This window comes from Mesorhizobium sp. B2-7-3 (genome assembly GCF_006440715.1).
GTDB classification, from domain to species: domain Bacteria; phylum Pseudomonadota; class Alphaproteobacteria; order Rhizobiales; family Rhizobiaceae; genus Mesorhizobium; species Mesorhizobium australicum.
Map to the genome: position 1 here is coordinate 16,122 of NZ_VFTY01000007.1, position 25,933 is coordinate 42,054.

At 64.4% G+C, this 25,933-nt stretch carries 23 protein-coding genes and 1 pseudogene; 12 read left to right on the forward strand and 12 right to left on the reverse strand.

Features of this window, described 5'->3' with window-relative positions; all coding sequences use genetic code 11:
• Positions 1 to 22 precede the first annotated feature (22 nt).
• A complete protein-coding gene (locus FJW04_RS17130) occupies positions 23 to 697 on the forward strand; it encodes a TetR/AcrR family transcriptional regulator (RefSeq protein WP_015316514.1) in 675 nt (224 codons plus the stop codon).
• Between the two features lie 16 nt (positions 698 to 713).
• Here the strand turns inward: FJW04_RS17130 and FJW04_RS17135 are convergent, their stop codons facing one another.
• Entirely contained in the window at positions 714 to 1,355 is a 642-nt protein-coding gene (locus FJW04_RS17135) for a class I SAM-dependent methyltransferase (RefSeq protein WP_140715526.1), read from the reverse strand.
• Positions 1,356 to 1,529: 174 nt separating this feature from the next.
• Between FJW04_RS17135 and FJW04_RS17140 the strand changes: the two genes are divergently transcribed.
• Positions 1,530 to 3,074: an alpha/beta hydrolase gene (locus FJW04_RS17140; RefSeq protein WP_181172967.1), complete on the forward strand. Its 1,545-nt coding sequence runs from the start codon at positions 1,530 to 1,532 to the stop codon at positions 3,072 to 3,074.
• A 7-nt stretch (positions 3,075 to 3,081) separates the two neighbouring features.
• On the opposite strand, the gene FJW04_RS17145 is transcribed toward FJW04_RS17140, so the two are convergent.
• From FJW04_RS17145 to hisS, 4 genes are all read right to left on the reverse strand, one after another.
• Positions 3,082 to 4,854, reverse strand: a complete 1,773-nt coding sequence (locus tag FJW04_RS17145; protein WP_140715530.1) for an AMP-binding protein — start codon at positions 4,852 to 4,854, stop codon at positions 3,082 to 3,084.
• A gap of 92 nt (positions 4,855 to 4,946) precedes the next feature.
• Complete coding sequence (gene hisG / locus FJW04_RS17150) at positions 4,947 to 5,645, reverse strand: ATP phosphoribosyltransferase (RefSeq protein WP_140715532.1); 699 nt, start codon at positions 5,643 to 5,645, stop codon at positions 4,947 to 4,949.
• Positions 5,642 to 6,760 carry an ATP phosphoribosyltransferase regulatory subunit gene (locus tag FJW04_RS17155; RefSeq protein ID WP_140715534.1) on the reverse strand — a complete coding sequence of 373 codons (1,119 nt, stop codon included), beginning with the start codon at positions 6,758 to 6,760 and terminating at the stop codon, positions 5,642 to 5,644. The genes hisG and FJW04_RS17155 overlap by 4 nt, the downstream gene beginning before the upstream one ends.
• A 178-nt stretch (positions 6,761 to 6,938) precedes the next feature.
• Positions 6,939 to 8,444 (reverse strand): histidine--tRNA ligase, encoded by a 1,506-nt coding sequence (gene hisS, locus FJW04_RS17165; RefSeq protein WP_140715536.1) that lies wholly within the window; start codon positions 8,442 to 8,444, stop codon positions 6,939 to 6,941.
• A 249-nt stretch (positions 8,445 to 8,693) separates the two neighbouring features.
• Here hisS and FJW04_RS17170 point away from each other — a divergent pair, with 249 nt between their 5' ends.
• Complete coding sequence (locus tag FJW04_RS17170; protein WP_015316507.1) at positions 8,694 to 8,945, forward strand: hypothetical protein; 252 nt, start codon at positions 8,694 to 8,696, stop codon at positions 8,943 to 8,945.
• 11 nt (positions 8,946 to 8,956) lie between these two features.
• On the opposite strand, the gene FJW04_RS17175 is transcribed toward FJW04_RS17170, so the two are convergent.
• Positions 8,957 to 9,595 carry a DNA-3-methyladenine glycosylase I gene (locus tag FJW04_RS17175; RefSeq protein WP_140715538.1) on the reverse strand — a complete coding sequence of 213 codons (639 nt, stop codon included), beginning with the start codon at positions 9,593 to 9,595 and terminating at the stop codon, positions 8,957 to 8,959.
• Between the two features lie 212 nt (positions 9,596 to 9,807).
• Between FJW04_RS17175 and FJW04_RS17180 the strand changes: the two genes are divergently transcribed.
• Together FJW04_RS17180 and FJW04_RS17185 are read left to right on the forward strand one after the other, a co-directional pair.
• Positions 9,808 to 10,554: a L,D-transpeptidase gene (locus tag FJW04_RS17180; protein WP_140715540.1), complete on the forward strand. Its 747-nt coding sequence runs from the start codon at positions 9,808 to 9,810 to the stop codon at positions 10,552 to 10,554.
• Between the two features lie 289 nt (positions 10,555 to 10,843).
• The gene (locus tag FJW04_RS17185) at positions 10,844 to 11,764 is read left to right on the forward strand and encodes a bifunctional 5,10-methylenetetrahydrofolate dehydrogenase/5,10-methenyltetrahydrofolate cyclohydrolase (protein WP_140715542.1); all 921 of its coding nucleotides are present in this window, start codon (positions 10,844 to 10,846) and stop codon (positions 11,762 to 11,764) included.
• 8 nt (positions 11,765 to 11,772) lie between these two features.
• On the opposite strand, the gene glcF is transcribed toward FJW04_RS17185, so the two are convergent.
• The 4 genes from glcF to FJW04_RS17210 all read right to left on the reverse strand — a co-directional run bounded on the left by glcF (position 11,773) and on the right by FJW04_RS17210 (position 17,527).
• A complete protein-coding gene (glcF, locus tag FJW04_RS17190; RefSeq protein ID WP_140715544.1) occupies positions 11,773 to 13,098 on the reverse strand; it encodes a glycolate oxidase subunit GlcF in 1,326 nt (441 codons plus the stop codon).
• A gap of 10 nt (positions 13,099 to 13,108) precedes the next feature.
• Positions 13,109 to 14,314: an FAD-binding protein gene (locus FJW04_RS17195; RefSeq protein WP_140715546.1), complete on the reverse strand. Its 1,206-nt coding sequence runs from the start codon at positions 14,312 to 14,314 to the stop codon at positions 13,109 to 13,111.
• Between the two features lie 238 nt (positions 14,315 to 14,552).
• Positions 14,553 to 16,049 (reverse strand): FAD-linked oxidase C-terminal domain-containing protein, encoded by a 1,497-nt coding sequence (locus FJW04_RS17205; protein ID WP_140715548.1) that lies wholly within the window; start codon positions 16,047 to 16,049, stop codon positions 14,553 to 14,555.
• Between the two features lie 155 nt (positions 16,050 to 16,204).
• Positions 16,205 to 17,527, reverse strand: coding sequence for a DUF3422 family protein (locus FJW04_RS17210; RefSeq protein WP_140715550.1), 1,323 nt, complete (start codon positions 17,525 to 17,527; stop codon positions 16,205 to 16,207).
• A gap of 207 nt (positions 17,528 to 17,734) precedes the next feature.
• Between FJW04_RS17210 and FJW04_RS17215 the strand changes: the two genes are divergently transcribed.
• From FJW04_RS17215 to FJW04_RS17225, 3 genes are read left to right on the forward strand one after another with little or no spacing between them, the layout of a single operon-like run.
• Positions 17,735 to 18,538, forward strand: coding sequence for an FCD domain-containing protein (locus FJW04_RS17215; protein ID WP_015316499.1), 804 nt, complete (start codon positions 17,735 to 17,737; stop codon positions 18,536 to 18,538).
• Between the two features lie 25 nt (positions 18,539 to 18,563).
• Complete coding sequence (locus tag FJW04_RS17220; RefSeq protein WP_015316498.1) at positions 18,564 to 19,700, forward strand: alpha-hydroxy acid oxidase; 1,137 nt, start codon at positions 18,564 to 18,566, stop codon at positions 19,698 to 19,700.
• Between the two features lie 34 nt (positions 19,701 to 19,734).
• Entirely contained in the window at positions 19,735 to 20,508 is a 774-nt protein-coding gene (locus tag FJW04_RS17225) for a metallophosphoesterase (protein WP_015316497.1), read from the forward strand.
• Between the two features lie 66 nt (positions 20,509 to 20,574).
• On the opposite strand, the gene FJW04_RS30575 is transcribed toward FJW04_RS17225, so the two are convergent.
• The gene (locus FJW04_RS30575) at positions 20,575 to 20,706 is read right to left on the reverse strand and encodes a hypothetical protein (protein ID WP_013893872.1); all 132 of its coding nucleotides are present in this window, start codon (positions 20,704 to 20,706) and stop codon (positions 20,575 to 20,577) included.
• A gap of 289 nt (positions 20,707 to 20,995) precedes the next feature.
• Positions 20,996 to 21,693: pseudogene (locus tag FJW04_RS17235) on the reverse strand (type 1 glutamine amidotransferase).
• 87 nt (positions 21,694 to 21,780) lie between these two features.
• Here FJW04_RS17235 and FJW04_RS17240 point away from each other — a divergent pair.
• From FJW04_RS17240 to FJW04_RS17255, 4 genes are all read left to right on the forward strand, one after another.
• A complete protein-coding gene (locus tag FJW04_RS17240) occupies positions 21,781 to 22,428 on the forward strand; it encodes a hypothetical protein (protein WP_015316495.1) in 648 nt (215 codons plus the stop codon).
• A 31-nt stretch (positions 22,429 to 22,459) separates the two neighbouring features.
• Complete coding sequence (locus tag FJW04_RS17245; RefSeq protein WP_140715890.1) at positions 22,460 to 23,194, forward strand: 16S rRNA (uracil(1498)-N(3))-methyltransferase; 735 nt, start codon at positions 22,460 to 22,462, stop codon at positions 23,192 to 23,194.
• A gap of 144 nt (positions 23,195 to 23,338) precedes the next feature.
• Positions 23,339 to 24,712, forward strand: coding sequence for a glutamate--cysteine ligase (locus FJW04_RS17250; protein WP_140660864.1), 1,374 nt, complete (start codon positions 23,339 to 23,341; stop codon positions 24,710 to 24,712).
• Positions 24,713 to 24,802: 90 nt separating this feature from the next.
• Positions 24,803 to 25,834 carry a DUF937 domain-containing protein gene (locus tag FJW04_RS17255; protein WP_140715552.1) on the forward strand — a complete coding sequence of 344 codons (1,032 nt, stop codon included), beginning with the start codon at positions 24,803 to 24,805 and terminating at the stop codon, positions 25,832 to 25,834.
• Positions 25,835 to 25,933 lie beyond the last annotated feature (99 nt).

Genomic DNA, 25,933 nt, shown 5'->3' on the forward strand with positions numbered 1-25,933 from the left:
GTGCGATGAAGGTCTTGATCGGATGAAATCGGACAGCGCCCCGGCCAAAGGCAAGAGACCAGCCAAAGCCGCGGGACCTGGGAAGACGGCGCGGCAGACGCTGAGTCGCGAGGCCTGGATCGCAGCGGCGCGCAAGGTGCTGGAGAAGCACGGCATTGGCGAGGTCAAGATCGACCGCCTCGCCAAGCAATTCAAGGTGACGCGCGGCAGCTTCTATTTCCATTTCACCAGCCTGGCCGATCTTCGCGACGGCCTGCTGCAAGAATGGCGAGATATCAATTGCGAGCCCTTCTGGGCTATGCGCGAGATGCAGAATATAGACGGCCTGCAGTTCTTCACCGACATCGTGCATGTTTGGGTCGACGAGGCGCCGTTTAGTCCCCTGCTCGACCTCGCCGTGCGCGACTGGTCACGAACGTCGAAAAAGCTGGCGCAGGAGGTCAAGGATATCGATGACCTGCGCATCGAACTCCTGACCCGCTCCTTCCGCGCCATGGGTTATCCCGAGGACGAAAGCCTAGTCAGGGCCCGCATCACCTATTTCCACCAGATCGGGCAATATGCGCTGTCCTTCAAGGAGGACCCGGCGGTGCGCCGCAGCTACCAGCCACTGTTCGGCGAGGTGCTGCTGGGGCCGCTGGTGCAGGAGCCGGGTTCGGCGCCACGGCCGGCGGAAATACGGCGCGGGCGGCGTTAGCGGACGAGGCATCCCGTCAACCCGTTAGGGGTATCGCGATGCCGGCATGGTGACTTCCCAACTGCCAGAAGGGTAGCTGGAACCGCTCGCGCTGCGCTTCGACGATATGAAAGCCCGCCGTCCGGATCAGGTGCAATGGATCGCGATTGAGGTGGCAGCCGCCGGCGAGCCGGCCCCATATCAGGTTCAGACGCTCTTGCCACCGGCGGCAACGCGGCCCTTCGGCCTGGCCGTGCTCGATGAAGATCAGCCGGCCCTTGGGCTTGAGGATGCGCCGGATTTCGGTCAACGCCGCCTCGGGGTCCGGAATGGTGCAGAAGGCATAGGTGACGACCACCGTGTCGGCGAAGCTGTCGGCCAAGGGCAGCCTTTCACCGCTGGCCCTGATGCAGTCGACATCGAATGGCAGGGAACGGCTCTTCGGTTCGGCAAGGCCCAGCATCGTGCCGTCGGGATCGACGCCGACCAGCCGCTTCACCCTGGCGGCGTCGTAATGGGGAAGGTTCAGGCCGGAGCCGAAGCCGACTTCGACGACGACGCCCCCTGCCTGCGGGATCAGACGCCTTCGCATGTCCGTGAAAGCGTTGGCCGAACAGCCGGCGTGGACGAGGTAGGGAGCAATGCAGCGCGCGTACCAGGAGAGACAGGATTGGCACATGTCTCAGCCTCCTTGCCGTGTGTTGGCGGCACCGACAGGGCGGGTGAGAGTATTGACCAGTGACATTTCTCGCTCCAAGGGAGTCTCATGATCGGACCCGATCGGCCCGATGTCGTGGGAATGGATAGAAGGCCGGCGTCCCCTCAACGTCCCTGCATGGCCGTGGTCGGATCGATGGAGCGATTGGAATTCCGATTTCTAGGTTTTCCGGAGTTCCGGTTGAACGGCCGGCGGGTGGAACTCGCCCTGCGCAAGGCGGCAGCCCTCCTCATCTATCTCGCCGAGGCCAGCGGGCCGGTGGCGCGCGAGGTCGCCGCCGCGCTGTTGTGGCCGGAAGCCGACGAGCAGGCCGCACGCGCCCGCCTTCGGCGCACGCTGTACAAAATCCGCATCGCGTTCGGCAACGAGATCATCGCCGCCACAGGCGTCTCGCTAAGCCTGCACCCGGCGTTGTCCGCCGAGATCGACACCAGGATTTTCGAGCAGGCCTGCAATTCCGGCGCTCTCGACAAGGCAGCCGAGATCTACAAAGACGACTATCTCGCCGGCTTCTCGCTGCCGGACTGTCCGCAATTCGAGGAATGGGTCTTCTTTCGGCGAGAGACGTTGCGTGGCCGGCTGGTGCAGGCGCTGGAGCGGCTCATCGACGCCAAGATCGCCGACAGCCAGCCTCGCGGCGCGGTCGTTCACGCGACACGGCTGGCGGCACTCGACCCCTTGAGCGAAAGCGCGCACCGACATCTGATCCGTGCCCATCTGGCGGCCGGGGACAGGGCGGCGGCCGAGCGGCAGATCGACACGTGCATCCGGCTCTTGCGGGACGAACTCGGTGTAGCGCCGGACCCCGCCACGCTTGCTTTGCTGAGCCAGCCAACTCAGGACGCCGCCCTGGATGTGCCCAGGACGCGCTATGTCGCGGTGGGCGGCATCCACATCGCGTACCAGATCTTTGGCAGCGGCCCGACGGACATCGTGCTTGTTCCCGGCTTCATTTCACATGTCGAGCGTATCTGGGAAGACCCGGGTTGCCGCGCCTGGCTGACCGCGGTTTCGCGCCTGGGTCGCCTGATCCTCTTCGACCGGCGCGGCATGGGGCTTTCCGACCGCGTCGGTGCCCGCCCCACGGTCGAGGCGACGGCGCAGGATATTCTGGCGGTCATGAACGCGGCCGGCAGCCGCAGGGCCTTGCTGGTCGGCGCGTCGGAGGGTGGGCCGGGCTGTATCCGTTTTGCGGTCCAGCATCCAGATCGGCTGACGGGCCTTGTCTTGTGGGGCTCGCTCGCCAAAGGCAGCCGTGCACCTGACTATCCCCACGCCTTGACCATCGCGCAGTATGATCTGTGGAAGCAACGGCTGCTGGCGGGCTGGGGTGGCGCGGCGGAAATCGACACCTTCGCACCGAGCCTCGCTGGCGACCGCCAGGCGAGGACCTGGTGGGCCGGATTGCTCAGGGCAGCCTCCAGCCCGGGTGCGGTCGCCGGGCTGCTCGACGCGTTGCGGGACACCGATGTCCGTCACCTCCTGGCAAACGTCTCCGCCCCGACGATGATCCTACACCGTTCCGGCGACCGCGCCGTGCGCATCGAGGCGGGGCGGTTCCTAGCGACCAAGATTCCAGGCGCGCGGTTTATGGAGGTCGATGGCGACGACCACTGGTTCTGGGTCGGCGACCAGCAGGCGCTGCTCGACGGTATCGGCGCGCTTGTGCGACACGGCTGATCCGGCCTCACGCCGTCTTCTGCGCCACCAGCCCGAGTTCCTCGGCCATCGCCTGACGCATCAGGAATTTCTGCGGTTTGCCGGTCACCGTCATCGGCAATTCCGTGCGGAAGCGAATATGGCGCGGCACCTTGTAGTGGGCGATCTGGCCCGCGCAGAACGCCTTGATCTCCTGCTCGGTGGCGACCTGGCCGGGTTTGAGCACGATCCAGGCGCACAGCTCCTCGCCATATTTGGCGTCCGGGATGCCGAAGACCTGCACTTCCCGCACCTTGGGATGGCGGTAGAGGAATTCCTCGACCTCTCTGGGATAGACGTTCTCACCGCCGCGAATGACCATGTCCTTGACGCGGCCGACAATGTTGCAATAGCCCTCGGCGTCGATGGTGGCGAGGTCGCCGGTGTGCATCCAGCCATCGCTATCGATCGCCTCGCGAGTCTTTTCGTCGTCGTCCCAATAGCCCTTCATCACCGAATAGCCGCGCGTACAAAGCTCGCCCGGCGCGCCGACCGCAACGGTGGCGCCGTCGACGGCGATCGCCTTGACCTCGACATGCGGGTGGATGCGCCCGACAGTCGAGACACGCTTTTCCAACGGATCGTCGGTGCTGCTCTGGAACGAGACCGGACTGGTCTCGGTCATGCCGTAGGCGATGGTCACTTCAGCCATGTGCATGAGCGAGACCACCTTCTTCATCACCTCGATCGGGCAGGGCGAACCGGCCATGATGCCGGTGCGCAGGCTGGAGAGATCGAAGGTCGGGAAATCCGGATGATCGAGCATGCCGACGAACATGGTCGGCACGCCGTAGAGGCCGGTGCAGCGCTCCCGCGCGATCGCCTTCAGCGTCAGGCCCGGATCGAACCCCTCGCAGGGGAAAACCATGGTCGCGCCCTTCGACACACAACCCATCGTGCCCATCGACATGCCGAAGCAGTGATAGAGCGGCACCGGGATGCAGAGCCGATCGTCGACGGTGAGCTTGATGGCCGAGGTGACGAAATTGCCGTTGTTGACGATGTTGAGATGGGTGAGCGTCGCGCCCTTGGGTGCGCCCGTCGTGCCTGAGGTGAACTGGATGTTGATCGCATCGCCAGGCTTCAGCCCTTCCGAGATGCGGTCGAGGCTATCATGCTCGTCGCGACCGGCCATGGCCAGCACGTCGCCGAAATTGAACATGCCTGGCGAGTTTTCCTCGCCCATACGGATGACGATCCTGAGCGCCGGCAATTTCACGGCCTTCAGCTTGCCGGGCGTCGCCGTAGCGATCTCCGGCGCCAGAGTCTCGATCATGGCGAGATAGTTCGATGTCTTGAAGCTCGCCGCCGTCACCAGTGCCTTGCAGCCAACCTTGTTCAGGGCATATTCCAGCTCGGTCAGCCGGTAGGCCGGATTGATGTTGACCAGGATCAGGCCGATGCGGGCGGTGGCGAATTGCGTCACCAGCCATTCCCAGCGGTTGGGCGACCAGATGCCGACCCGGTCGCCCTTCCGGAGGCCGAGCGCCAGAAAGCCGGCGGCCAGTGCATCCACCGTATCCGACAGTTCGCTCCACGTGAAGCGCTTGTCCTGGCCGACGAACACGGCGGCATCGAGCGTGCCGTATTTGCCGACGGTGTCGGAGAACAGCGCGGGAATGGTCTTGTCGAGCAGCGGCACTTTGCGGTCGCCCGAGACATGCGCCCTGCCATCGACCGGTGCAATAAAGACGCTGCCGGCGCGCGCGCCGCGTCCGCGCAGATTGGTGGCATTCTTCAGTTCGTCGAGATTGACCGGCATCGCTGTCTCCTCCAAGACTGGCCGAACCTATCAGCCTGCCGGGATGCTGGAAATCCCGTCGATGGTACTGGAGCCCCTTCCCTGAAGGATCGCTATGCGACCGCTGCCGCCATTTTCGCGACGATGTCGCGCAAAACGACGTCGTCGGCCGCTGCACGTGTCTTCCTCGACGCGACCAGACAGGCCTGTGATTTCAGGACCACGCCATCGCCCAGCACCTTGAGATGGTTGGCGCGCAGCGTCGAGCCCGTGCTGGTGATGTCGACGATGACGTCGGCGAGGCCGGCCGCCGGCGCGCCCTCGGTAGCCCCCAGGCTCTCGACGATGCGATAGACCTGGATGCCGTGCTTTTGGGAGAAGAACTGCTGGGTCAGCCGCCAATATTTGGTGGCAATCCGCAGCCTGCGGCCATGGCGCTGGCGGAAGTCGGCGGCGACATCGTCGAGATCGGCCATCGTGTCGACATCGAGCCAGATCTCGGGCACCGCGACCACCACATCGGCATGGCCGAAGCCGAGGCGGGCGACGATCTCGGCCCGCGCTTCCCAGTCAGCGAGATTTTCCCGCACCAGGTCCTCGCCGGTGATGCCGAGATCGACCGCGCCTTGGCCTATTTCGCCCGATATCTCGGGGGCCGACAGGAAGAGCACTTCGACATTGTCCAGACCCTCGACGCGGGCGTGATACTTACGCTCGTCGCCGGGCAGGCTGACGGCGAGGCCGGCCTTGGCCAACACCTCCAGCGCCTGCTCCTTGAGCCTACCCTTCGAGGGAACGGCGAGGGTGATCATGATGCCGCCCCCCGCAGCGCCTCGATGCGGTCGAGCCACACCGAAAAGCCGACGCCGGGGATCGCGGTCTTGGCACCGAGCAGCGTCAGCAACCGGTCGTAGCGCCCGCCACCGGCCAAGGCGCGCTCGCCGTTGGCGGCCGCGATTTCGAAGACGACACCGGTGTAGTAGTCGAGCGGACGGCCGAAAGCGGCGTCGTAGCGGATTTTTTCGGAGGGCAAGCCATGCGCCTCGATCGCCTTGGCGCGGGCCGAGAATTTTTCCAGCGCCGCACCCAGCGAAAGTCCGGCGCCGGCCGCGAAGGTTTCCAATGCCTGGGCCGCGCCATCGAGCGGCACGTCGATCGCCAGAAAATCTTTCAGCGCCGCGAAAGCCTCGTTCGACAGCCGCACGCTGCGCAACTCGGCTTTCTCGATCAGCCGCCGCGCGATATCCGACGGCGCGCGCCCGGCCGATGCCGACAAGCCGGCTTCCTCCATGCCGCCGGCAATATGCTGGGAAAGACGGTCCAGATCGCCATCGAGGACAAGCGCCGCGACCGGCCCGGAGAGCTGGCTGTTGCGCGGCGGGTTGGCGAGATCGGCGAGTGCTGTCTCCAGCATAGGCGCCGAGCCGAAGGCGCGGGCCAGCCGCATGCGCCAGCCGCGCGGCAAGCCGAGCGCCGCCAGCACCGCCTCGAAAATCGCCTGGTCGCCAAGCGTGACCGCCAGCGGCTGGCCGGGCAGCACCAGCGACAGCAGCGCATGCGCGTCGGCGACCGAGCGGGCATCGGCTTCGGCCGTGTCGCGGTCGCCGAGATCCTCGATGCCGGCCTGGAAGAACTCATTGCCGCCCTCGCGGCGCTGGCGAAACACTTCGCCCAGATAGGAATAGCGGCGCGGCGTGCCGGCCTGGCTGGCTATGTGGTCGAGGCAGACGGGAATGGTGAATTCGGGCCGCAGGCAGAGCGCCTGCCCGGTTTCGCTTTCGGTCAGGAAAATGCGGCGGCGCAGATCCTCGCCGGCCATGTCGAGGAAGGGATCGGCCGGCTGCAGCACCGCGACTTCGACGGCATGTGTGTTGCGGTTGGCGAAGAGGGTGATGATGTCGGTGGCGATGGCGGGGCGGGAGGTCATAGACAGGTTGGGCGCGAGGCACCCCCCTCTGGCCTGCCGGCCATCTCCCCCGCAAGGGGGGAGATCGGCAGCTTCGGGCTCGGCACGTTTTTCCCAACATCGGAGATTGGCGAAAACCTACGCGACATCCCATCTCCCCCTTTTCGGGGGAGATGGCCGGCAGGCCAGAGGGGGGTGCTCAAGCGCCACCCTTGGCGCGATCAGCGGCCTGCGCCGCCAAAATCTTCTTCACTTCGGCGACCAGTTCGCTTTCCGCTACTGTCACCTGGGCCGGACGCGCGGCGCGCCATTCCGCATTGTCGGTGATCTCCGCCGACATGCGCGCGCCTTCGATCAGGTCCTTGATCTGCAATTCGCCCTTGGCCCGCTCGTCGCCGCCCTGGATGACGGCGATGGGACAACCGCGCCGGTCGGCATATTTGAGCTGCGCCTTCATGCCGGCGCCGCCGAGATACATTTCGGAGCGAATGCCGGCGGCGCGCAATTCCGAGACCATCTTCTGATAGCGGCCGAGGCTTTCAGTGTCCTTGTCCATGACCAGCACGACGACCGGCGCGATCACTTCCGATACGTCCAGCTTGCCGAGGTTCTTCAGCGCCGTCATCAGTCGCGAGACGCCGATGGAAAAGCCGGTCGCCGGCACCGGCTCGCCGCGAAAGCGCGAGACCAGACCGTCATAGCGGCCGCCGCCGCCGACCGAGCCGAAGCGCACAATCTGGCCGTCCTCGTTGGGGATTTCAGCCAGAAGCTCGGCCTCGAAGACCGGGCCGGTGTAATATTCGAGGCCGCGCACGACGGAACGATCCATGGCGATACGGTCCTCGGCATATCCGGCAGCCCGGACCAACGATTCGATGGTCGCAAGTTCGCCAACGCCCTCCTGGTAGACCGCGTTCCCGCTGACGCTGGCATCCAGACCCGCCTGCACATTTCGCGCTGTCGCCATAAGAACAGCCTCGGCTTGCGTTTCATTCAGCCCGGCGCCCTTGGCGAAGTCACCCTCGCCTTCCTTGCCGCCGTCCCAGCGCCCCGGGCCAAGCAGAAGCCGGACACTGTCCGGACCGAGCTTGTCGAGCTTGTCGATGGCGCGCAGCACCGTCAGCCGGCGGCCGGCATTTTCCTCGCCGCCAAGGCCGATCGCTTCCAGCACGCCGTCCAGCACCTTGCGGTTGTTGACGCGGATGACGTAGTCGCCGCGCTTGATACCGAGCGCTTCCATGACGTCGGCCATCATCATCGCCATCTCGGCGTCCGCCGCGACGCCCGGCGTGCCGATCGTGTCGGCGTCGAACTGCATGAACTGGCGGAAGCGGCCGGGCCCAGGCTTTTCGTTGCGGAACACCCAGCCGGAACGGTAGCTGCGATAGGGTTTTGGCAGGCGTTCGAAATTCTCGGCGACGAAGCGCGCGGTCGGCGCGGTCAGGTCGTAGCGCAGCGACAGCCACTGGTCGTCGTCGTCCTGGAAAGAGAACACGCCTTCGTTCGGCCGGTCCTGGTCGGGCAGGAATTTGCCCAACGCATCGGTATATTCGATCAGCGGCTGGTCGGCCGGTTCGAAGCCATAGAGCTCATAAACCGAGCGGATCGTCGCCATCATCTTCTCGACGGCGCGGATATCCTCGGCGCCGCGGTCGGCAAACCCGCGCGGCAGCCGCGCTTTCGTCTTTTCCGATTTGTCGGCCATAATCTGGGCACCCGATGTTCATGACTTCGTGACGCGGCAAATCTAGCGCGTTCACAGCGCGCGTTTCCTAACCGATGAAGCCGGGAGCGGCAAGGGTTGGCGCCCCGGAGCGCACCCGACAAGATCAGGAAGAATCGAAACCCCCTGAAACAAAAACACACCAGAAATGAAACAATGCCGCCACGGGCGCGGCATCGTGCCGACACAATCGCGGCCGATATAGCGCACCGAAACGAAGGGGTTCGGGACATGACCAGCGCAACGGAATTTGAGGCCAACAGCGAGGCCGGCGAAGTGCCGACGCGCCTGCGCCCGGCGGGCACCCATGCACCGCAAATGGTTGGCCAGGCTGCCGGGCCGTTCGATGTGCCGGCAGGCACCAGCAAGGATCCTTCCCTGCGCGACGCGTTGGTGACCGGTCTGCTGGTGATCTATCCGACGGTCGCCACGGTGGCCGCAATCGTCGCCGGGCTGTTCCTGGCCAGCGCCAACGGCACCTGAGCTGCCCCCGGCTATTTCGGCCGCTGGAAAGCCTTCCGCTGCTTCTCGACCTCCTTACGGCACACGCAGCCTTCGAGATGGTCGTTGACAAGGCCCATGGCCTGCATGAAGGCGTAGACGGTGGTCGGGCCGACGAAAGTCCAGCCGCGCTTTTTCAGGTCCTTCGAAATCCGAACGGAAACCGCGGTGGTCGGGTTGGCGCGCAGATGGGCGAGGTCGACGATCTCCGGCCGCTCCTCCTTGCCGGGTTCGAACTTCCAGAACCAGGCGGCCAGCGAGCCGAACTCATCCACCATCGCGCGGGCGCGTTTGGCGTTGTTGATGGTCGAGACTATCTTGCCGCGATGGCGGATGATGCCGGCGTTGCCGAGCAGGCGCTCGACATCCCGTTCGTTGAAGGCGGCGACCTTATCGAAGTCGAAGCCAGCGAAGGCCTCGCGAAAATTATCCCGCTTGCGCAAAATGGTCAGCCAGGACAGGCCCGACTGAAACCCTTCCAAGCAGATCTTCTCGAACAGCCTGCGGTCGTCGGCCACCGGGCGGCCCCATTCATGGTCATGGTAATGTAGATAATCGGGCAGATTGCCATGCCAGAAGCAGCGCACGACACCGTCAGGACCGGCAAGCAGGCCGGTGTTTTCATTGCTCATCCCAAGAAATCCATCCGTTAACGCGCTTGCGCGCTGTCTTTACCGTGGCTTTACCAGATTCCTGAACCGGGCGGTAACCACACCAAAGAGTTTACCGGCAGAACCGCATTTTACGCATTCCGATTCATGTTTCGGTTGCTGCTCGCCGCCAATGATCGCGCAAGCCGGGAGCGTTCTTGCCCGGCGTATTAGACGATCAAGGTGCGTTCCCGATGAAGAGAGTTCTGTTTCCCTTGCTCGGCGCCGTGGCTGTGTTTGCCGCCGGCGTCACACCCTCAACCGCCAACGACCGTTATGCCGACAGGCCGCCGGTGATGGTGAGCCCCGACCTTTCCGCGCCCTGGGTGCTGCAGCTCGGCCATGCGCCCGGAATCGTGCGGCAGAACCGACAGGCCGTGCAGCAGCAGCCGCGCCAGCGCACCGCGCAGCCGGCACAGCCCGACCGAGTGCAAACGGCCGCCGTGCAGGCGCCGGCCAAACGCATGGTCATGCGCCGGCAGATCAACCCCGTCTACCTGCCGCAGGAAGTCGCCTATGACGGCGCCCAGAAGCCGGGCACCATCGTCATCGATACCACGCAGAATTTCCTCTATCTGGTCGAGAAGAACGGCAAAGCGCGGCGCTACGGCGTCGGCACCGGCAAGCCCGGTTTCGAATGGTCGGGCACCCACAAGATCACCAACAAGCGCGTCTGGCCGGACTGGCGTCCACCGGCCGAGATGATCAAGCGCGAAGCGGCCAAGGGCCGCTACCTGCCGACCTATCTGGCTGGCGGCATGGAAAACCCGCTCGGCGCGCGCGCTCTCTATCTCGGCACGACCGAGTACCGCATCCATGGCACCAATCAGCCCTGGACGATCGGCGGCGCGGTATCATCGGGCTGCATCCGGATGCGCAACGAGGACGTGGTCGACCTTTATGAGCGGGTCAATGTCGGAACCACCGTCGAGGTGATATAGTGGCAGCGAATCAGCCGGTTAAGCAGTGCTGAGCAGGTTTTGGCGCGCTGTTGCCCTTAAGTCATAGCGCACTTTTGGAAGACGTGCTTAGACTGGCAACGAGTTAACGGGGGACGGGCCGTGTGGGGATACGGCCAGTCACGAGAGGGCAGCACGGGTAACCGGGCTGCCCTTTTCGTTTCACGGTGCGACAGGTCGCCCCGGAGGCACGGTGTTTCGTTTTCAGGGCTGATTTCCGGGCCGTGCTCTGCTATTGCAGTGCACAATTTCCCCACCAAAGGTTCGAACCATGTCCCTGTCCGACGACAGCCGCTATCTCAGGGGCGGCCCGGTTGCCCAGCGCATCATCGCCGCCGTGCGCGAGGACGCGACCATTGCCAAGGCCGAGGGCTTTCCGCCCAAGCTGATCTCGATCACCGTCGGCGATACCGACGCCGTCGACGTCTATGTGCGCAACCAGCGTGCCAAGGCTCAACTCGCCGGCATCGATTTCGAGGAACGGCGCTTTCCCGCCACGATCACCTCAGGTGAACTCGAAGCAGCCATCCATGGGCTGAATGCCGATCCGCGTGTCACCGGCATCATCATCCAGCGGCCGGTGCCGGCGCATATCCCGATCAAGATGCTGCAGGCGGCCGTGCATCCGCTGAAGGACGTCGAGGGCATGCATCCGGCCTCGATCGGCAACATCGTCTACAACCAGCTCGATCTCGCGCCTTGCACGGCGGCCGCTTCGGTCGAACTGCTCAAGGAAACCGGCCTCGACCTCAAGGGGCTGGAAGTGGTCATCGTCGGCCATTCGGAAATCGTCGGCAAGCCGATCGCCTTCCTGCTGATGAGCGAAGGCGCGACGGTGACGGTCTGCCATCATATGACACGGTCGGTCGCTGCCCATGCGCGGCGCGCCGATGCGCTGTTCGTCGCCGTTGGCAAGCCGCGGCTGATCAAGGCCGACATGGTCAAGCCGGGTGCCGCCGTCATCGACATCGGCATCAATTCGGAGGTCGGACCGGACGGCACGAGCCGCATCGTCGGCGACGTCGACACCGACAGCGTCAAGGAAGTCGCCTCGTGGATCACGCCGGTGCCGGGAGGCGTCGGTCCGCTGACGGTGGCGATCCTGCTGCGCAATACCATGGTCGCGCTCAGCCGCCAGCGCGCGCTCTACGAGGCGACCTACGGCACGGCCGACAGGCTTGCGGCGGAATAGCGCCCGGCCTACTCCGCAGCGACCAGGCTCTCATCCAAAATGCCATCCGGCCTCGGCCCGCCATAGGCCCAGTCGAGCAGTTTGATCGTGTGCACCACCGGCATGCTGGCGGCGGATGCGATCTGCGTGATGCAACCGATATTGCCGGTGGCGACGATCGAGGCGCCCGTCGCCTCGATGTTTTTCGCCTTACGATCGCGCAGCCTGGCCGAAATCTCGGGCTGCAGGATATTGTAGGTGCCGGCCGAGCCGCAGCAGAGATGGCCCTCGCGCGGCTCGCGCACAATGAAACCGGCCTTGGCGAGCAGCTCCTTCGGCTGCCGGGTGATCTTCTGGCCGTGCTGCATCGAGCAGGCCGAGTGATACGCAACGACCGTGCCCGGCTTGCTCACCGGTTCAGGGAGCTCGAGACTTGCCAGATATTCGGTGATGTCCTTGGCCAGCGCCGACACGCGCGCGGCCTTGTCGGCATAGGCCGGATCGAGCCGCAGCATGAAACCGTAATCCTTGATCGTCGTGCCGCAACCCGATGCGGTGATGACAATGGCGTCGAGCCCGCCCTGCTCGATGGAGCGTGTCCAGACATCGACATTTTGCCTGGCCGAGGCAAGGGCGGCTTCTTCCCGCCCCATGTGATGAACCAGGGCGCCGCAGCAGCCCTCGCCCGGTGGCACCACGACCTCGACACCGAGCCGCGTCAGCAGCGAGACGGTGGTGTCGTTGATGGCGGGGTCAAGCACCGATTGCGCGCAGCCGGTCAGGATGGCGACGCGGCCCTTTTTCGTCCCCTGCCTGGCATGGACACCCGGCAAGGCCATCGGCGAGGCCGCCGGGATCGATGCAGGCGCGAGCTTGAGCATCGCGGCGAGCGGCTTCAGTGCAGGAATCTTCTCGAACAGGCCGATGAAAGGCTTGCCCAACCTCGCAAGCTTGAGCGCGGCGCGGAAGCGTTGGGGATAGGGCAGCACGTAGGCCAGCGTGGCACGGGTCAGCCGGTCGAGCAGCGGCCGCTTGTAGGTTTCCTGGATATGGGCACGAGCATGGTCGACCAGATGCATGTAATTGACGCCTGATGGACACGTGGTCATGCAGGCCAGGCAGGAGAGGCAGCGGTCGATATGGGTGACGATTTCCTTGTCGGCGGGACGGCCGTTTTCCAGCATGTCCTTGATCAGGTAGATGCGCCCGCGCGGCGAATCGAGCTCGTTGCCAAGCGTTACATAAGTCGGGCAGGTGGCGGTGCAGAAACCGCAATGCACGCATTTGCGCAGGATCTTTTCGGACTCGGCGACATCAGGGTCGGCAAGCTGGGCGGGCGAAAAATTGGTCTGCATCTCTGATGTCCTAGGCCATGCGGCCGGGATTGAGGATGTTCTTCGGGTCGAATTCCTGTTTCAGGCGCTGGCTGAGCGCCGCCAATGCCGGCGCCTGCGGCTCGAACACTGGCAGCGCGACACGATGGGTGGGAGCGGCGCGCACCAACGTCGCGTGGCCGCCGCCATGTTTCCGCAACAGCCCTCGAAGCAGGGTGGCTTCGGGATCGCCCTCCTCCATGCGCAGCCACACCAGCCCGCCCTGCCAGTCGTAGAAGGCACTGACGGCGGCCTGCATGCGTAGGGCCAGAACCATCTGGTGCCCCTGAGCGGGCGTCATCGAGACCCGCCAGACCGGCTTCTCGCTGCCGTCAACGAAGGGCCTGATATCGCGCACGTCGCGCCAGATTGCCTTGGAGGTCTCACCGGAAATCTCTTCCAGCGGCCCGGCTTTGCCGAGCAGGGTCTTCAGCGCGGTGATGCGATAGGCAACCGACGGGCCAAAGCCCTCGACGCGCAGCAGCGTGGCGGCTTCACTGCCGAGCGTCCCGCCGGCAACGCGGGCGGCGATGCGCTCCGGCAGATGGGCAGCGCTCGAAACTTCCGCGCTGGAACCAAGGGCCAAGGCCATGGCGGCGCAGGCTGCATCATCGAGCAGGCCACGGACAGCGAGCGTGACTTCGGTCTCGGCCGCAGGCAGCACCTTGAAGGTGACGTCGGTAAAGACGGCCAGCGTGCCCCAGCTGTTGGCCATCAGCTTCGACATATCGTAGCCGGTGACGTTCTTGACCACGCGGCCGCCCGACTTGAAAGCTTCCCCCCGGCCGGAGACGACGTTGATGCCCAGGATATGATCGCGCGCGGCACCCGCCTTCAGCCGGCGCGGACCGGACAGGTTGGCGCCAAGCACGCCGCCGATGGTGCCTTTGCCCCGCTCGCCACCGAGCAGCGGGCCGTAGTCCATCGGCTCGAAGGCAAGCTGCTGGCCGTTTTCAGCCAGCAGCCTTTCGATCTCGGCCAGCGGCGTGCCTGACTTGGCCGACAGCACCAGTTCGGCGGGTTCATAGAGGATCACGCCCGAGAGTTTCGACAGGTGGAGCGTATGCTCGGTCTGCAACGGACGGCCGATGCCGCGCTTGGAGCCGTGGCCGAGAATTTCGAGCGATGCTTCTTCTGCCGTCGCCCAGGCAACCGTGGAGAGGACTTCGGCTGAAGTGGTGGGGGTGAAGGCGGTCATGCACGCGTGCCCTTCCTCTGCCCCGCAAAGCGGGCGAGAAGTGATAGGTCGCGTTTCTTCACACCCCCCTCTGTCCTGCCGGACATCTCCCCCGCAAGGGGGGAGATCAGATGCCGCATCGGATTTCGCCAACATCCAATGTCTGTTGAACGGCGAGATGCCGGAACTGCTAATCTCCCCCCTTGTGGGGGAGATGTCCGGCAGGACAGAGGGGGGTGTTCAAGCGCCAACATGTCCCTCAAAACCTCGGAATGTCGGGAAAGGCCACCTGCCCGCGATGCACATGCATGCGCCCCAGTTCGGCGCAGCGGCGCAGTTGCGGGAACACCTTTCCGGGATTGAGCAGATGATTGGGATCGAAGGCGCACTTGACGCGCATTTGCTGGTCGAGGTCGACCTGGTTGAACATCTCCGGCATCAGGTCGCGCTTCTCGACCCCGACGCCATGTTCGCCGGTGAGCACGCCACCGACCTTGACGCAAAGCCTCAGAATATCAGCGCCAAAGCTTTCGGCCTTGTCGAGTTCACCAGGCACGTTGGCGTCATAAAGGATCAGGGGATGCAGATTGCCGTCGCCGGCGTGAAAGACATTGGCGACTCCGAGACCGTATTTTTGCGACAGCTCGCGCATGCCGGCCAGCACGCGCGGCAACTCCTTGCGTGGGATCGTGCCGTCCATGCAGTAGTAATCGGGCGAGATGCGGCCAACGGCGGGGAAGGCCGCCTTGCGCCCGGCCCAAAAACTCAGCCGCTCCTGCTCGGACTGCGAGATGCGGCAGGTGGTCGAGCCGTTGCCAACGGCGATCGCCTCGACCGCCGTAATGAGATGATCGACCTCGACGCCCGGCCCATCGAGCTCGACGATCAGCAGTGCCTCCGCATCCAGGGGATATCCGGCATGGACGAAATCCTCCGCCGCGTGGATCGCCGGCCGGTCCATCATTTCCATGCCGCCCGGAATGATGCCGGCGCCGATGATGTCGGCCACGCATTGGCCGCCCTGCTCGCTGGTCGGAAAGCCGATCAGCAGCGCCCGCGCCGTCTCCGGTTTCTTCAGGATGCGCACGGTGACCTCGGTGACGACGCCGAGCAGACCTTCCGAACCGGTCATGACGCCGAGCAGGTCATAGCCTTCCGCGTCGAGGTGGCCGCCGCCGAGCCGCACCACCTCGCCATTCATCAGCACCATCTCGATGCCAAGCACATTGTTGGCGGTGAGGCCATATTTCAGGCAGTGCACGCCGCCGGAATTCTCCGCGACGTTGCCGCCGATCGAGCAGGCGATCTGGGAGGATGGATCGGGGGCGTAATAAAAGCCCTCCTGCTCGACGGCGGACGTGATGCCGAGATTGGTGACGCCGGGCTGGGCGACGACGATGCGGTTGGGAAAATCGATCTCCAGGATGCGGTTGAACCGGCTCATGACCAGCAGCACCGCGTCTTCCAGCGGCAGCGCGCCGCCCGACAGCGAGGTGCCGGAGCCGCGCGGCACGACGCGGATGTTGCGGTCGTTGCAGTATTTCAGCAGACGGGAAACCTGCGCCACCGTCTCGGGCAGGACCACGACCAGCGGCACTTGCCGGTAGGCAGTCAGGCCATCACTCTCGAAGACCCGCATTTCATTGGCCGCGTCGACCACGCCCTCGCCCGGCACGATGATGCGCATGTCGGCGACGATTTCGCTGCGCCGGCGCAGCGTCTCGGCGTCTGGCTTGGGCATGGCAAGGCCAGACATCGGCGCTTCCTCCACTCAACTGGTAAAAATGATTTACCAGCTAGCGACATTTGTTGCAAACCTTGCTTTGATGTCATCCGGGGCGGGTGCATGCAAGGCTTCCGCAGCGGCAATCTGCCGCTGCACATCCATCGCGCTTCGAAGCTTGGCGCGGTCTATTCGGCCGGATGCTTCGCCGGCTCGGAATGCATCTGTCGCACCCTGCGCACGCCCCACCAGACCAGCAGGATGGCGATCGGCACCGATGCGGCGGTAACGACCTCCGGCGCGAAGGCGTGGCCAAAGACCGACGCGCCCTTGGCGACATAGCCTATGAGGCCTACCACATAGTAGGAGACGGCGGCGACCGAGAGCCCTTCGACGGTCTGCTGCAAGCGCAGTTGCAGCCGGGCGCGGTTGTTCATCGAGGCGAGCAGATCGCGGTTCTGCTTCTCGACCTCGACATCCACCCAGGTGCGCAACAGCGTGGTGGCACGGGTCAGCTTTCGCGACAGATTGGCCTGGCGCTCCTCGACCGAGCGGCAGGTGCGCATGGCTGGCGCCATGCGCCGCAGCAGAAAGCCCGCCCAGGTGTCGTAGCCCAGCACTGGCTCCTCATCCAGTGCCTTGAGCCTTTCAGTGACGATGCCGTCATAAGCGCGACTGGCGCCGAAGCGGTAAAGGCTGGAAGCGGCATCAGCCTCCAGTTCGGCGGCAAGCTCCGTCAGGTCGGCGAGCAGCGTCTGGCTGTCGCGGGTCTCGGCAACTTTCATTTCCAGGGTCGTCTGTGCCAAGCGATCCTCGATGCGGCGGGCGCGGCTGGACAAGGTGAGCGCCAGCGGCAAGCCGAGCATGGCAAGCGTGCGGTAGGTCTCGATGTCGATCAGCCGCTGCGACAGCGCGCCGGTGCTGGCCGGGGTCAGACCACGATCAAGCACCAGCATGCGGGTCATGCCATCGCCGTCCTGGCGGAAGTCGGTGACAATAGCCGCGCTGCCGCGCTCGACGAGCGAGTGACAGAGGCTGGTCGGGTCGAAGCCGGCGATCAGCCTCTCGTTCGCCTGCGTCCACTTGCGGATCTCGAGCCGGATGCCCGAGATGACGGTTCCCGGCGGCGAAAAGCCATTGCCGAACGGCGAATCCTCTTGCCCCCGGCCATTCTCGGCCAGCGGTCCTTCCCAGAGATAGGTCGAGAACTCCGTATGCCGCTCCCAGCGCAGCGTGCCCTTGCCCCATTTCATGGCGTGGTGGCGGGCATGACGCTCGGGGGCGGCGATGCCGAGGCGGCGCGACAGTTCCGAAAGCACGGCATGGTCGACCGCGGAGCCTCCTTCGGTCATGAAGGAGAGCTGGACGAGGACACGCGGCTTCTCGACGAGTGGATGCGGACGGGCATGAACCTCGCCGAGCGCGCCGGGCCGGCCTTCATGCGCCGGAAAGCCCATGACGCTGCCTTGGCTGCGCGACTGGAATTCAAGATTGGACGTCTCGTCCGACACGTCTGGTCCCCCTGGTTTCGACCCTTCGTGCAATGGTGCCGTCTTGCGGCAATCGACAAGGGACGTAAACAGCAAAGTTTAGCGCGAGGCGACGTGCCGGCGCGATGCGAAAATCGACCGAACCAGGCGAATTGGATAAATAATTTGACCAGTTGGCGACAGACGCTTTAATCTGCGCGACATTCATTCCGTCCCCAGGCGCTTCCTTTGAGCGATATTTTCTCCAGGATCGAGCATTCGCGCACCGCCGACGAAGTCGTGCAGCAGATCGAAAGCCTCATCCTCGAAGGCGTGCTGCGCACTGGCGACCGGCTGCCGGGCGAGCGCGAACTGGCGCGTCAGTTCGATGTGTCACGGCCCATCCTGCGCGATGCGCTGAAGGCGCTCGAAGGACGTGGGTTGCTGACGACCAAGGCCGGCGGCGGCACGCATGTCGCCGACATTATCGGCCAGTTGTTTACCAAGCCGGTGGCGGACCTGATCTCGACGCATCGCAAGGCTGTGACGGACTATCTGGAGTATCGCCGCGAGGTCGAGGGCATAGCCGCCGAATACGCGGCACGGCGTGCCACACCCGAAGACCTCGCCCTGCTCGACCGCATCATGGCGCGCATGGATGAGGCGCATCGCACCGGCGACTTCGACGACGAGGCGGAAATCGACGTTGAATTCCACCACGCGATCTGCGAATGCGCGCACAACATCCTGCTCTTGCACACGCTGCGCTCCTGCTACCGCCTCTTATCGGAAGGCGTGTTCCAGAACCGGCTGCTGGTGTTCACCGTGCCGGGCGCGCGAGAGGCGCTGCTGGCACAGCACCGGGCGATCCACACCGCGGTCAGGGCTGGCGATCCGGCCGCCGCCCGCCAGGCGGCGATGGACCACATGACCTATGTCGAGCGCTCGATGGCGGAAGCCGAGCGCAGCGGCGACTGGCAACGCGTGTCGCGGCTGAGGCTAAGGCAGCGCTCGGAAACCGGCGGCAGCGAACCAGCGCGCAGCCGCTCCTAGTCAATTTGATCAAGCGGGGACCATCATGAGCGACATTCTCACCATCGCAGACCTCAAGGATCTCGCGCGCCGGCGCGTGCCCAAGATGTTCTTCGACTATGCCGACTCCGGCGCCTGGACCGAGAGCACCTACCGGGCAAACGAGGAAGACTTCCAGAAGATCAAGTTCCGCCAGCGCGTGCTGGTCGACATGAGCAACCGCTCGCTGGAATCGACCATGATCGGCCAGAAAGTGTCGATGCCGGTGGCGCTTGCGCCGACAGGCCTGACCGGCATGCAGCACGCCGACGGCGAGATGCTGGCAGCGCAGGCGGCTGAGGAATTCGGCGTGCCGTTCACGCTTTCGACGATGAGCATCTGCTCGATCGAGGATGTCGCGTCGGTGACGAAGAAACCGTTCTGGTTCCAGCTCTATGTACTGCGCGACAAGGATTTCGTCCTCAATTTGATCGACCGGGCGAAGGCGGCGAAGTGCTCGGCGCTGGTGCTGACGCTCGACCTGCAGGTCCTCGGCCAGCGCCACAAGGACGTCCGCAATGGGCTTTCGGCGCCGCCCAAGATGACGCTCGCCAACATCGCCAACATCGCTGTGCGGCCTGGCTGGTGGATGGGCATGGCTGGCACGAAGCGCCGTACCTTCCGTAACATCGTCGGCCATGCCAAGGGCGTCGGCGATGTGGCTTCGTTGTCGTCATGGACGACCGAACAGTTCGATCCGCACCTGTCGTGGAAGGACGTCGCCTGGATCAAGGAGCGCTGGGGCGGCAAACTGATCCTCAAGGGCATCCTCGACAAGGAGGACGCGCTGATGGCAGCCAACACCGGCGCCGATGCCATCATCGTTTCCAATCATGGCGGCCGCCAACTCGACGGCGCATCGTCCTCCATCATGGCGCTGGAAGAGATCGCGGATGCGGTCGGCGACAGAATAGAAGTGCATATGGACGGCGGCATCCGCTCCGGCCAGGATGTGTTGAAAGCGCTCTGCCTGGGCGCCAAGGGCACCTATATCGGCCGGCCATTTCTTTACGGCCTGGGCGCGCTCGGCAAGGAAGGGGTTACCAAGGCATTGGAAATCATCCGCAAGGAGATGGACATCACGCTGGCGCTGTGCGGAAAACGTCTGGTCACCGACATGGGCAAGGACCAACTCCGGCGCTAAGGCCGTGACATCTGACCACGGAGATACCAGAACCTTGGTGGAACCCGGCATCCATTTCCTCGACGCACGCGGGCCGGACGGCGTGCGTCTCTACGCGATCGGCGACGTGCATGGCCGGCTCGACCTGCTGGCCGCCATGCACGGCCAGATCGAGGCCGAGATCGCCAGGGACCTGGTCGCGGACTGGCGCATCATCCATCTTGGCGACTATGTCGATCGAGGGCCCGACTCCAAGGGCGTCATCGACTTCCTGATCGAAGCGCGCGAACGCGATCAGCGAAACATGATGCTGGCCGGCAACCACGACCTCGGCTTTCTCGACTTTCTCGAGACACCCGACCCCGAAGGGCTCTTCATCCGTTTTGGCGGCATCCAGACCGCGCAATCCTATGGGGTGACGATCAACAACGGCAGCGGCATCTGGTTCGGCAAGGCCGAGTCAGCCATGCGCAAGGGCCACCAAGCCTTGCTCGCAGCCGTGCCGCAAAGCCATATCGACTTCCTGCGGTCGCTGCCGTTCTCGGTGACGTCAGGCGACTTCTTCTTCTGCCATGCCGGCATAAGGCCAGGCATTGCGCTGGAGAAACAGAATATCCAGGACCTGATCTGGATCCGTGACGTCTTCCACGATCACACCGGTCTCCTCCAGAAGATCGTGGTGCATGGCCACACGCCGGTCCCCGAGGCGGAAGTGATGGCCAACCGCGTCAATGTCGACACGCTTGCCTGGCAGTCAGGCAAGCTTACCGCGCTCGTCGTGGACGGCGCGGACAAACGCATCCTGGAAATGTCGATAAAGGAACCTTGAGGCCCCGGCGCCCAAGGGCGCGAGGATACTGGCGCGAGGGATACTCGCGCGAGCGATGCCTGGGCTTTAGCGCAGGGAGGCGGTAACGCCGTAGCCGTCGACCGCATTGTGGTTGTTGGCGGCATCGGCGGCATAGATGCCAAGGCCGCAAAGCACGATGGCGGACAGCATGGCAAAGGACAGAAGAGCTGCTTTCACGGAGGTCATCTCTTGTTGAGCTTTCTGCATCTGTGCACGAGGCGGTTACCAATGCGTTGAAACGGAAAAATCGCTTCAAAGTTTCGACGATTTCGCGCTTCTAGGCGTGTTCTGTATCGATGGTGTGTCGCACGGGTCACACAAAAGGTTCATCCCGGTTGCACAGCCGATATAGCGCGCGCCTCCTAGGATAGCGGGTGGACACAAGCCAAGGATGAAAGGGTTTTCCCCAGACGGATTCCGTCCCACGTGCCAATTATGTCACGCGGTAGGACGCGGAAGCGAATGCTCAGATCGTCGCCACCCAGGCACGGGCGATGGCGAGGCCGGCAGCATCGGCGTCAGGGCCATTGCGGGCCATTTCGTCCTCGAGCTCGCCGGCCCAGTCGGGATGGCGCGCGGCAATGGTCGGGGCGAAGGAGGAACTCCAGTCCTTCACCAGCGGCCGGTCGGCCTCGAAATGGAACTGGAAGCCGTAGACGGCGCGGCCGACGCGAAACGCCTGGTTTTCGGCGACATCGTTGCCGGCGAGCCGCACGGCGTCTTTCGGCAGCTCGAATGTATCGTCGTGCCACTGGAAGATCGGGAATGTTTCCGGCAATGCAGACAGCACTGGGTCGGCCTTGGCATCCGGGGTCAACGACACGCCGCGCCAGCCGAATTCATTGGCGCCGCCAATGCGGTTTTCGCCGCCAAAGGCGCGGGCGACGAGTTGACCCCCGAGACAGATGCCGAGCACTGCGCGGTCCTTGCCGGCAAAATCGCGGGTCAGTTCAGCAGCGCCGGGAAATAGGGATAGTCTTCGTCGTCCAGTGCATTCTGGCCACCGCCGAGCACCACCATGGCATCATGGCCGGTTGCGTCCCGTGGCAGCGCATCACCCTTGTAGGGAAGGCGCACATCGAGATCGGCACCCGCTTCCGCGAGCGCCGCGCCAACCTGGCCAAGGCCGGTATTGTCGAAGTTCTGGACCACCAGCACCCGCATGGCAAACCCTGCTGACATGAAAACGAGGAAACCAGCGATATCATGCCGCCAGTATCGCAGCCAAGATGCGTGTCCCAGGAGAAAACCATGCCACTGCAGAACCGGGTCGATCCGTTCGGCGCCATTCATGCCGTGCCGGAGCGCGGCCTGTTCACCGGCAATCGCGGCATCATCCACGACCCCGCGACAAAGACGCTCCTGAAAAAGCGCTGGGCGCTTCAGGCCTGGATCATCTGCGTGTGCCAATTCCGCAATGTGCGGCGCGAGCCGATGGGCCGCAACCGGGCCGATGGCAAGGCCGGCTGGACCGAACTGTTCTTCCTCGACGAGGTGACGGCGCTCGCCGCCGGGCATCGTCCCTGCTTCTTTTGCCAGCGCGAACGAGCCAGGGATTTTGTCAGGCGCTTCGGCCAAGCCTTCGTCATTGCCGAGCCGCGCGCGCCGCAGGTGGACAAACGGCTGCACAAGGAGCGGTTGGCGTCGGGTGGCAAACGGCCTGCCGTCGCGATGGACGCGCTTGCCCGCCTGCCCGACGGCGCGATGATCGCAACCGGCGGCAGCACCTACGCCTTGTGCCACGGCAAGGCGTTGCCATGGTCTTTTGCCGGATACGGCCCGCCTACCAGCCTGGGTCGGTTCGAGGACGAGACGCTGGTGCTGCTGACCCCGGAAACGACGGTTGCCATCCTGCGTCACGGCTTTCAGCCTGTGTGGCATCCCTCCGCCAAGGCTTGACGCCGGCGGCCGCCTCGCCCATTCCTCGGCCATGCGCGCCAACTACAAGATGCAACGTCTGTTCGTGCCCGACGACCTCGGACCGGACATCGAGGTCGAACCCGGCCAGCAGCAGAGCCATTATCTCCTGCATGTGCTGCGGCTCGCCGAAGGCGCCGAGATCCTTGTCTTCAATGGCCGCGACGGCGAGTGGTCGGCCGCGATATCAGCGAAATCGAAGCGCTCGGTGCGGCTGAAAGTAATGGCGCTGCAAAGGCCGCAGCCGCCTTTGCCTGACCTGGTCTATTGCTTCGCACCGCTGAAGCAGGGCCGGCTGGATTATCTCGTGCAGAAGGCGGTCGAGATGGGCGCCGGCGTCCTGCAGCCGGTCATCACCCAGCACACGCAGGTGGCCAAGCCGTCGATCGATCGCCTGCGCGCCAATGTCGTCGAGGCCGCCGAACAATGCGGCATCCTGGCGGTGCCAGAAGTGCGCGAGGCGGAAAAATTCGAGCGCCTGCTGACCGGCTGGGACAAGGAACGCCGGTTGATCTTCTGCGACGAGGACGCCTCGACCAACAACCCACTGCCTGCGTTGCAGACGGTGAAGGAGAAGAAGCTCGCCCTGCTCGTCGGGCCCGAGGGGGGCTTTTCCGACGAGGAGCGCAAGATGCTGCGCGCGCTCCCCTTCGTGACCGCCATTCCGCTCGGACCGCGTATCCTGCGTGCCGACACGGCGGCCGTGGCAGCGCTTGCGGTGATGCAGGCAACGATCGGCGACTGGTAGTGCTCTGTCTCTTGCAAGAGGTGTTTGCTGGGCGTGGCCTTCAATTCCTCTTGACCTGTGGCTCAGGATTTTTCGCTTGATCGGCTACTGACATTTCGTCCATTTAGCGCCGGCGGTGGTCCAACCGCCTTTGAGGGCTTGAGAATGGCGCGCGACACAACCGATTTCCGGCCCATCGAAGGCATAGACGAGCTTGTCGAGCACCTGGCCGAAGGCAACAAGCCGCGCGAAAAATGGCGCATCGGCACCGAGCACGAGAAATTCCCGTTCTATGTCGATGGCAACGCACCGGTGCCCTATGGTGGTGAGCGCGGCATCCGCGCCATCCTTGAAGGCATGCAGAACAAGCTTGGCTGGGATCCGATCATGGATGACGGCCGCATCATCGGCTTGGTCGAACCGACGGGCCAGGGGGCAATTTCGCTCGAGCCCGGCGGCCAGTTCGAGCTTTCCGGCGCGCCGCTGGAGACGATCCACCAGACCTGCCGCGAGGGCAACGCCCATCTGGCGCAGGTGCGCGAGATCGCCGAGCCGATGGGCATCCGCTTCCTCGGCCTCGGCGGCAGCCCGAAATGGTCGTTGGCCGAGACACCGAAAATGCCGAAGTCGCGCTATGAGATCATGACGCGCTACATGCCCAAGGTCGGCACCAAGGGCCTCGACATGATGTACCGCACCTGCACGATCCAGGTGAACCTCGACTTCGAGAGCGAGGCCGACATGCGCCGCAAGATGCAGGTGTCGCTGAAGCTGCAGCCGCTGTCGACCGCACTGTTCGCCAACTCGCCCTTCACCGACAGCCGGCCGAACGGGCTGCAGAGCTGGCGCGGCGACATCTGGCGCGACACCGACAACCAGCGCTCGGGCCTGCTCGAATTCTGCTTCTCGCCCGATTTCGGTTTCGCCGACTATGTCGAATGGGCACTCGACGTGCCGATGTATTTCGTCATTCGCGATGGCCGTTATCACGACATGACGCATATCACCTTCCGCCAGTTCATGGCCGGGGCCGCGCGCAATGAAGTGCCGGACGGGCTGCCGACGATGGGCGACTGGGCGAACCATCTGTCGACGCTGTTCCCGGACGTGCGGCTCAAGCGTTTCCTTGAAATGCGCGGCGCCGATGGCGGTCCCTGGCGGCGCATCTGCGCGCTGCCGGCCTTCTGGGTCGGGCTGCTCTACGACGAGGTGGCACTCGACGCGGCCGAGGCGTTGACGTCGAGCTGGACCTACAAGGAAGTCCTGGCCATGCGCAACGCCGTGCCGGAGCTCGGCATTGCCGCGCCCTTCCGCAACACGACGTTGCGCGAGGTCGCCCGCGACGTCATGGCCATTTCGCGCACGGGGTTGAAGAACCGCGGCAAGAAGAACCGTGACGGCTACGACGAAACCTCGTTCCTCAACACGCTCGACGAGGTCGTGGCGCGCGGCACCACCAGTGCGGAGGAGATGCTGTCGGCCTACCACACGCGCTGGGGCGGCTCGATCGAGCCGGTGTTCATGGAGTATGCCTATTAACCGCGAGCCATGGCGGGTGGCAAAAGTAACTTCAATCGGGCGCTGAAACGAATTAGGCTCTCTTTCGAGGATTTCCCGGAGGAGAAGCCGATGCCTACCTTGTTCGACATGCTGGCGCAGGCCCAGAACGGCAACGGCATGCAGGCGCTTGCCCAGCAATACGGGCTTTCGCTGCAGCAGACGCAGGCGGCGGTCGCCGCACTGCTGCCAGCCTTTTCACAAGGGTTGCAACGCAACACCGCCGATCCCTATGGGCTCGGCGCCTTCATGACGGCGATGGCAAGCGGCCAGCACGCCAAATATTTCGAGGACGCCACGCGCGCCTTCTCGCCGCAAGGCGTCGACGAGGGCAACGGCATTCTGGGACATCTGTTCGGTTCGAAAGACCTGTCGCGCGCCGTGGCCAGCCAGGCCGCGCAGGCGAGCGGCGTCAGCCAGCAGATCTTGCAGCAGATGCTGCCTGCTATCGCCTCGATGGTAATGGGCGGACTGTTCAAGCAGACGACAAACCAGATGCAGGCAGCGGCTGGTCTTGGCGGCGGCGGCAACAATCCACTGGGCGAGATCATCGAGCAGATGATGCGGCAAGGCGGCATGCAGGCGCCAGCGCCGCAACAGCGCCAGGCGCCACCGCCTCAGAACCCCATGGACAACCCGCTCGGCAAGGTCTTGCAGGACATGTTCGGCGGCGGCTCACCGCAGCCGCAAAGCCAGCCGCAGCCGGCGCCCAATCCTTATGGCGACAATCCGCTCGGCAAGGTGCTGCAGGACATGTTCGGTGGCGGCGCGCCGCAGCAACCACAAAGCCGGCCCCAGCCCCAGCAGACACAGAGCCCCTACGGCGACAACCCGCTGGGGAAAATCTTCGAGGAGATGCTGCGGCAAGGTGGAGGCGGCGGCCTCGGGATGCCCGGCGGGCAGCCGGCGCCGCAACCTCAAGCGCCGCAACCGCAGCAGCGCCAAGCACCACAGCCCCAAGCCAATCCGAGCGGACGGCCACGGAACCCGTTCGACGACATTTTCGGCAAGATGTTCCAGACCGGAGCCCAGCAGCGCGACGAATACCAGAAGGGCGTGGAAACGATCTTCGACCAGTTCAAGCGGGACATGGACCGGCGGTAGTCGCCCGGCCTTCGGTAAACCTTAAAGGAAAAGCCCGGTCCTTGGGAGGACCGGGCAGCGTGCAGGCAGGCCGGCGGGGAACCGGCAGGGAGTGGGGAG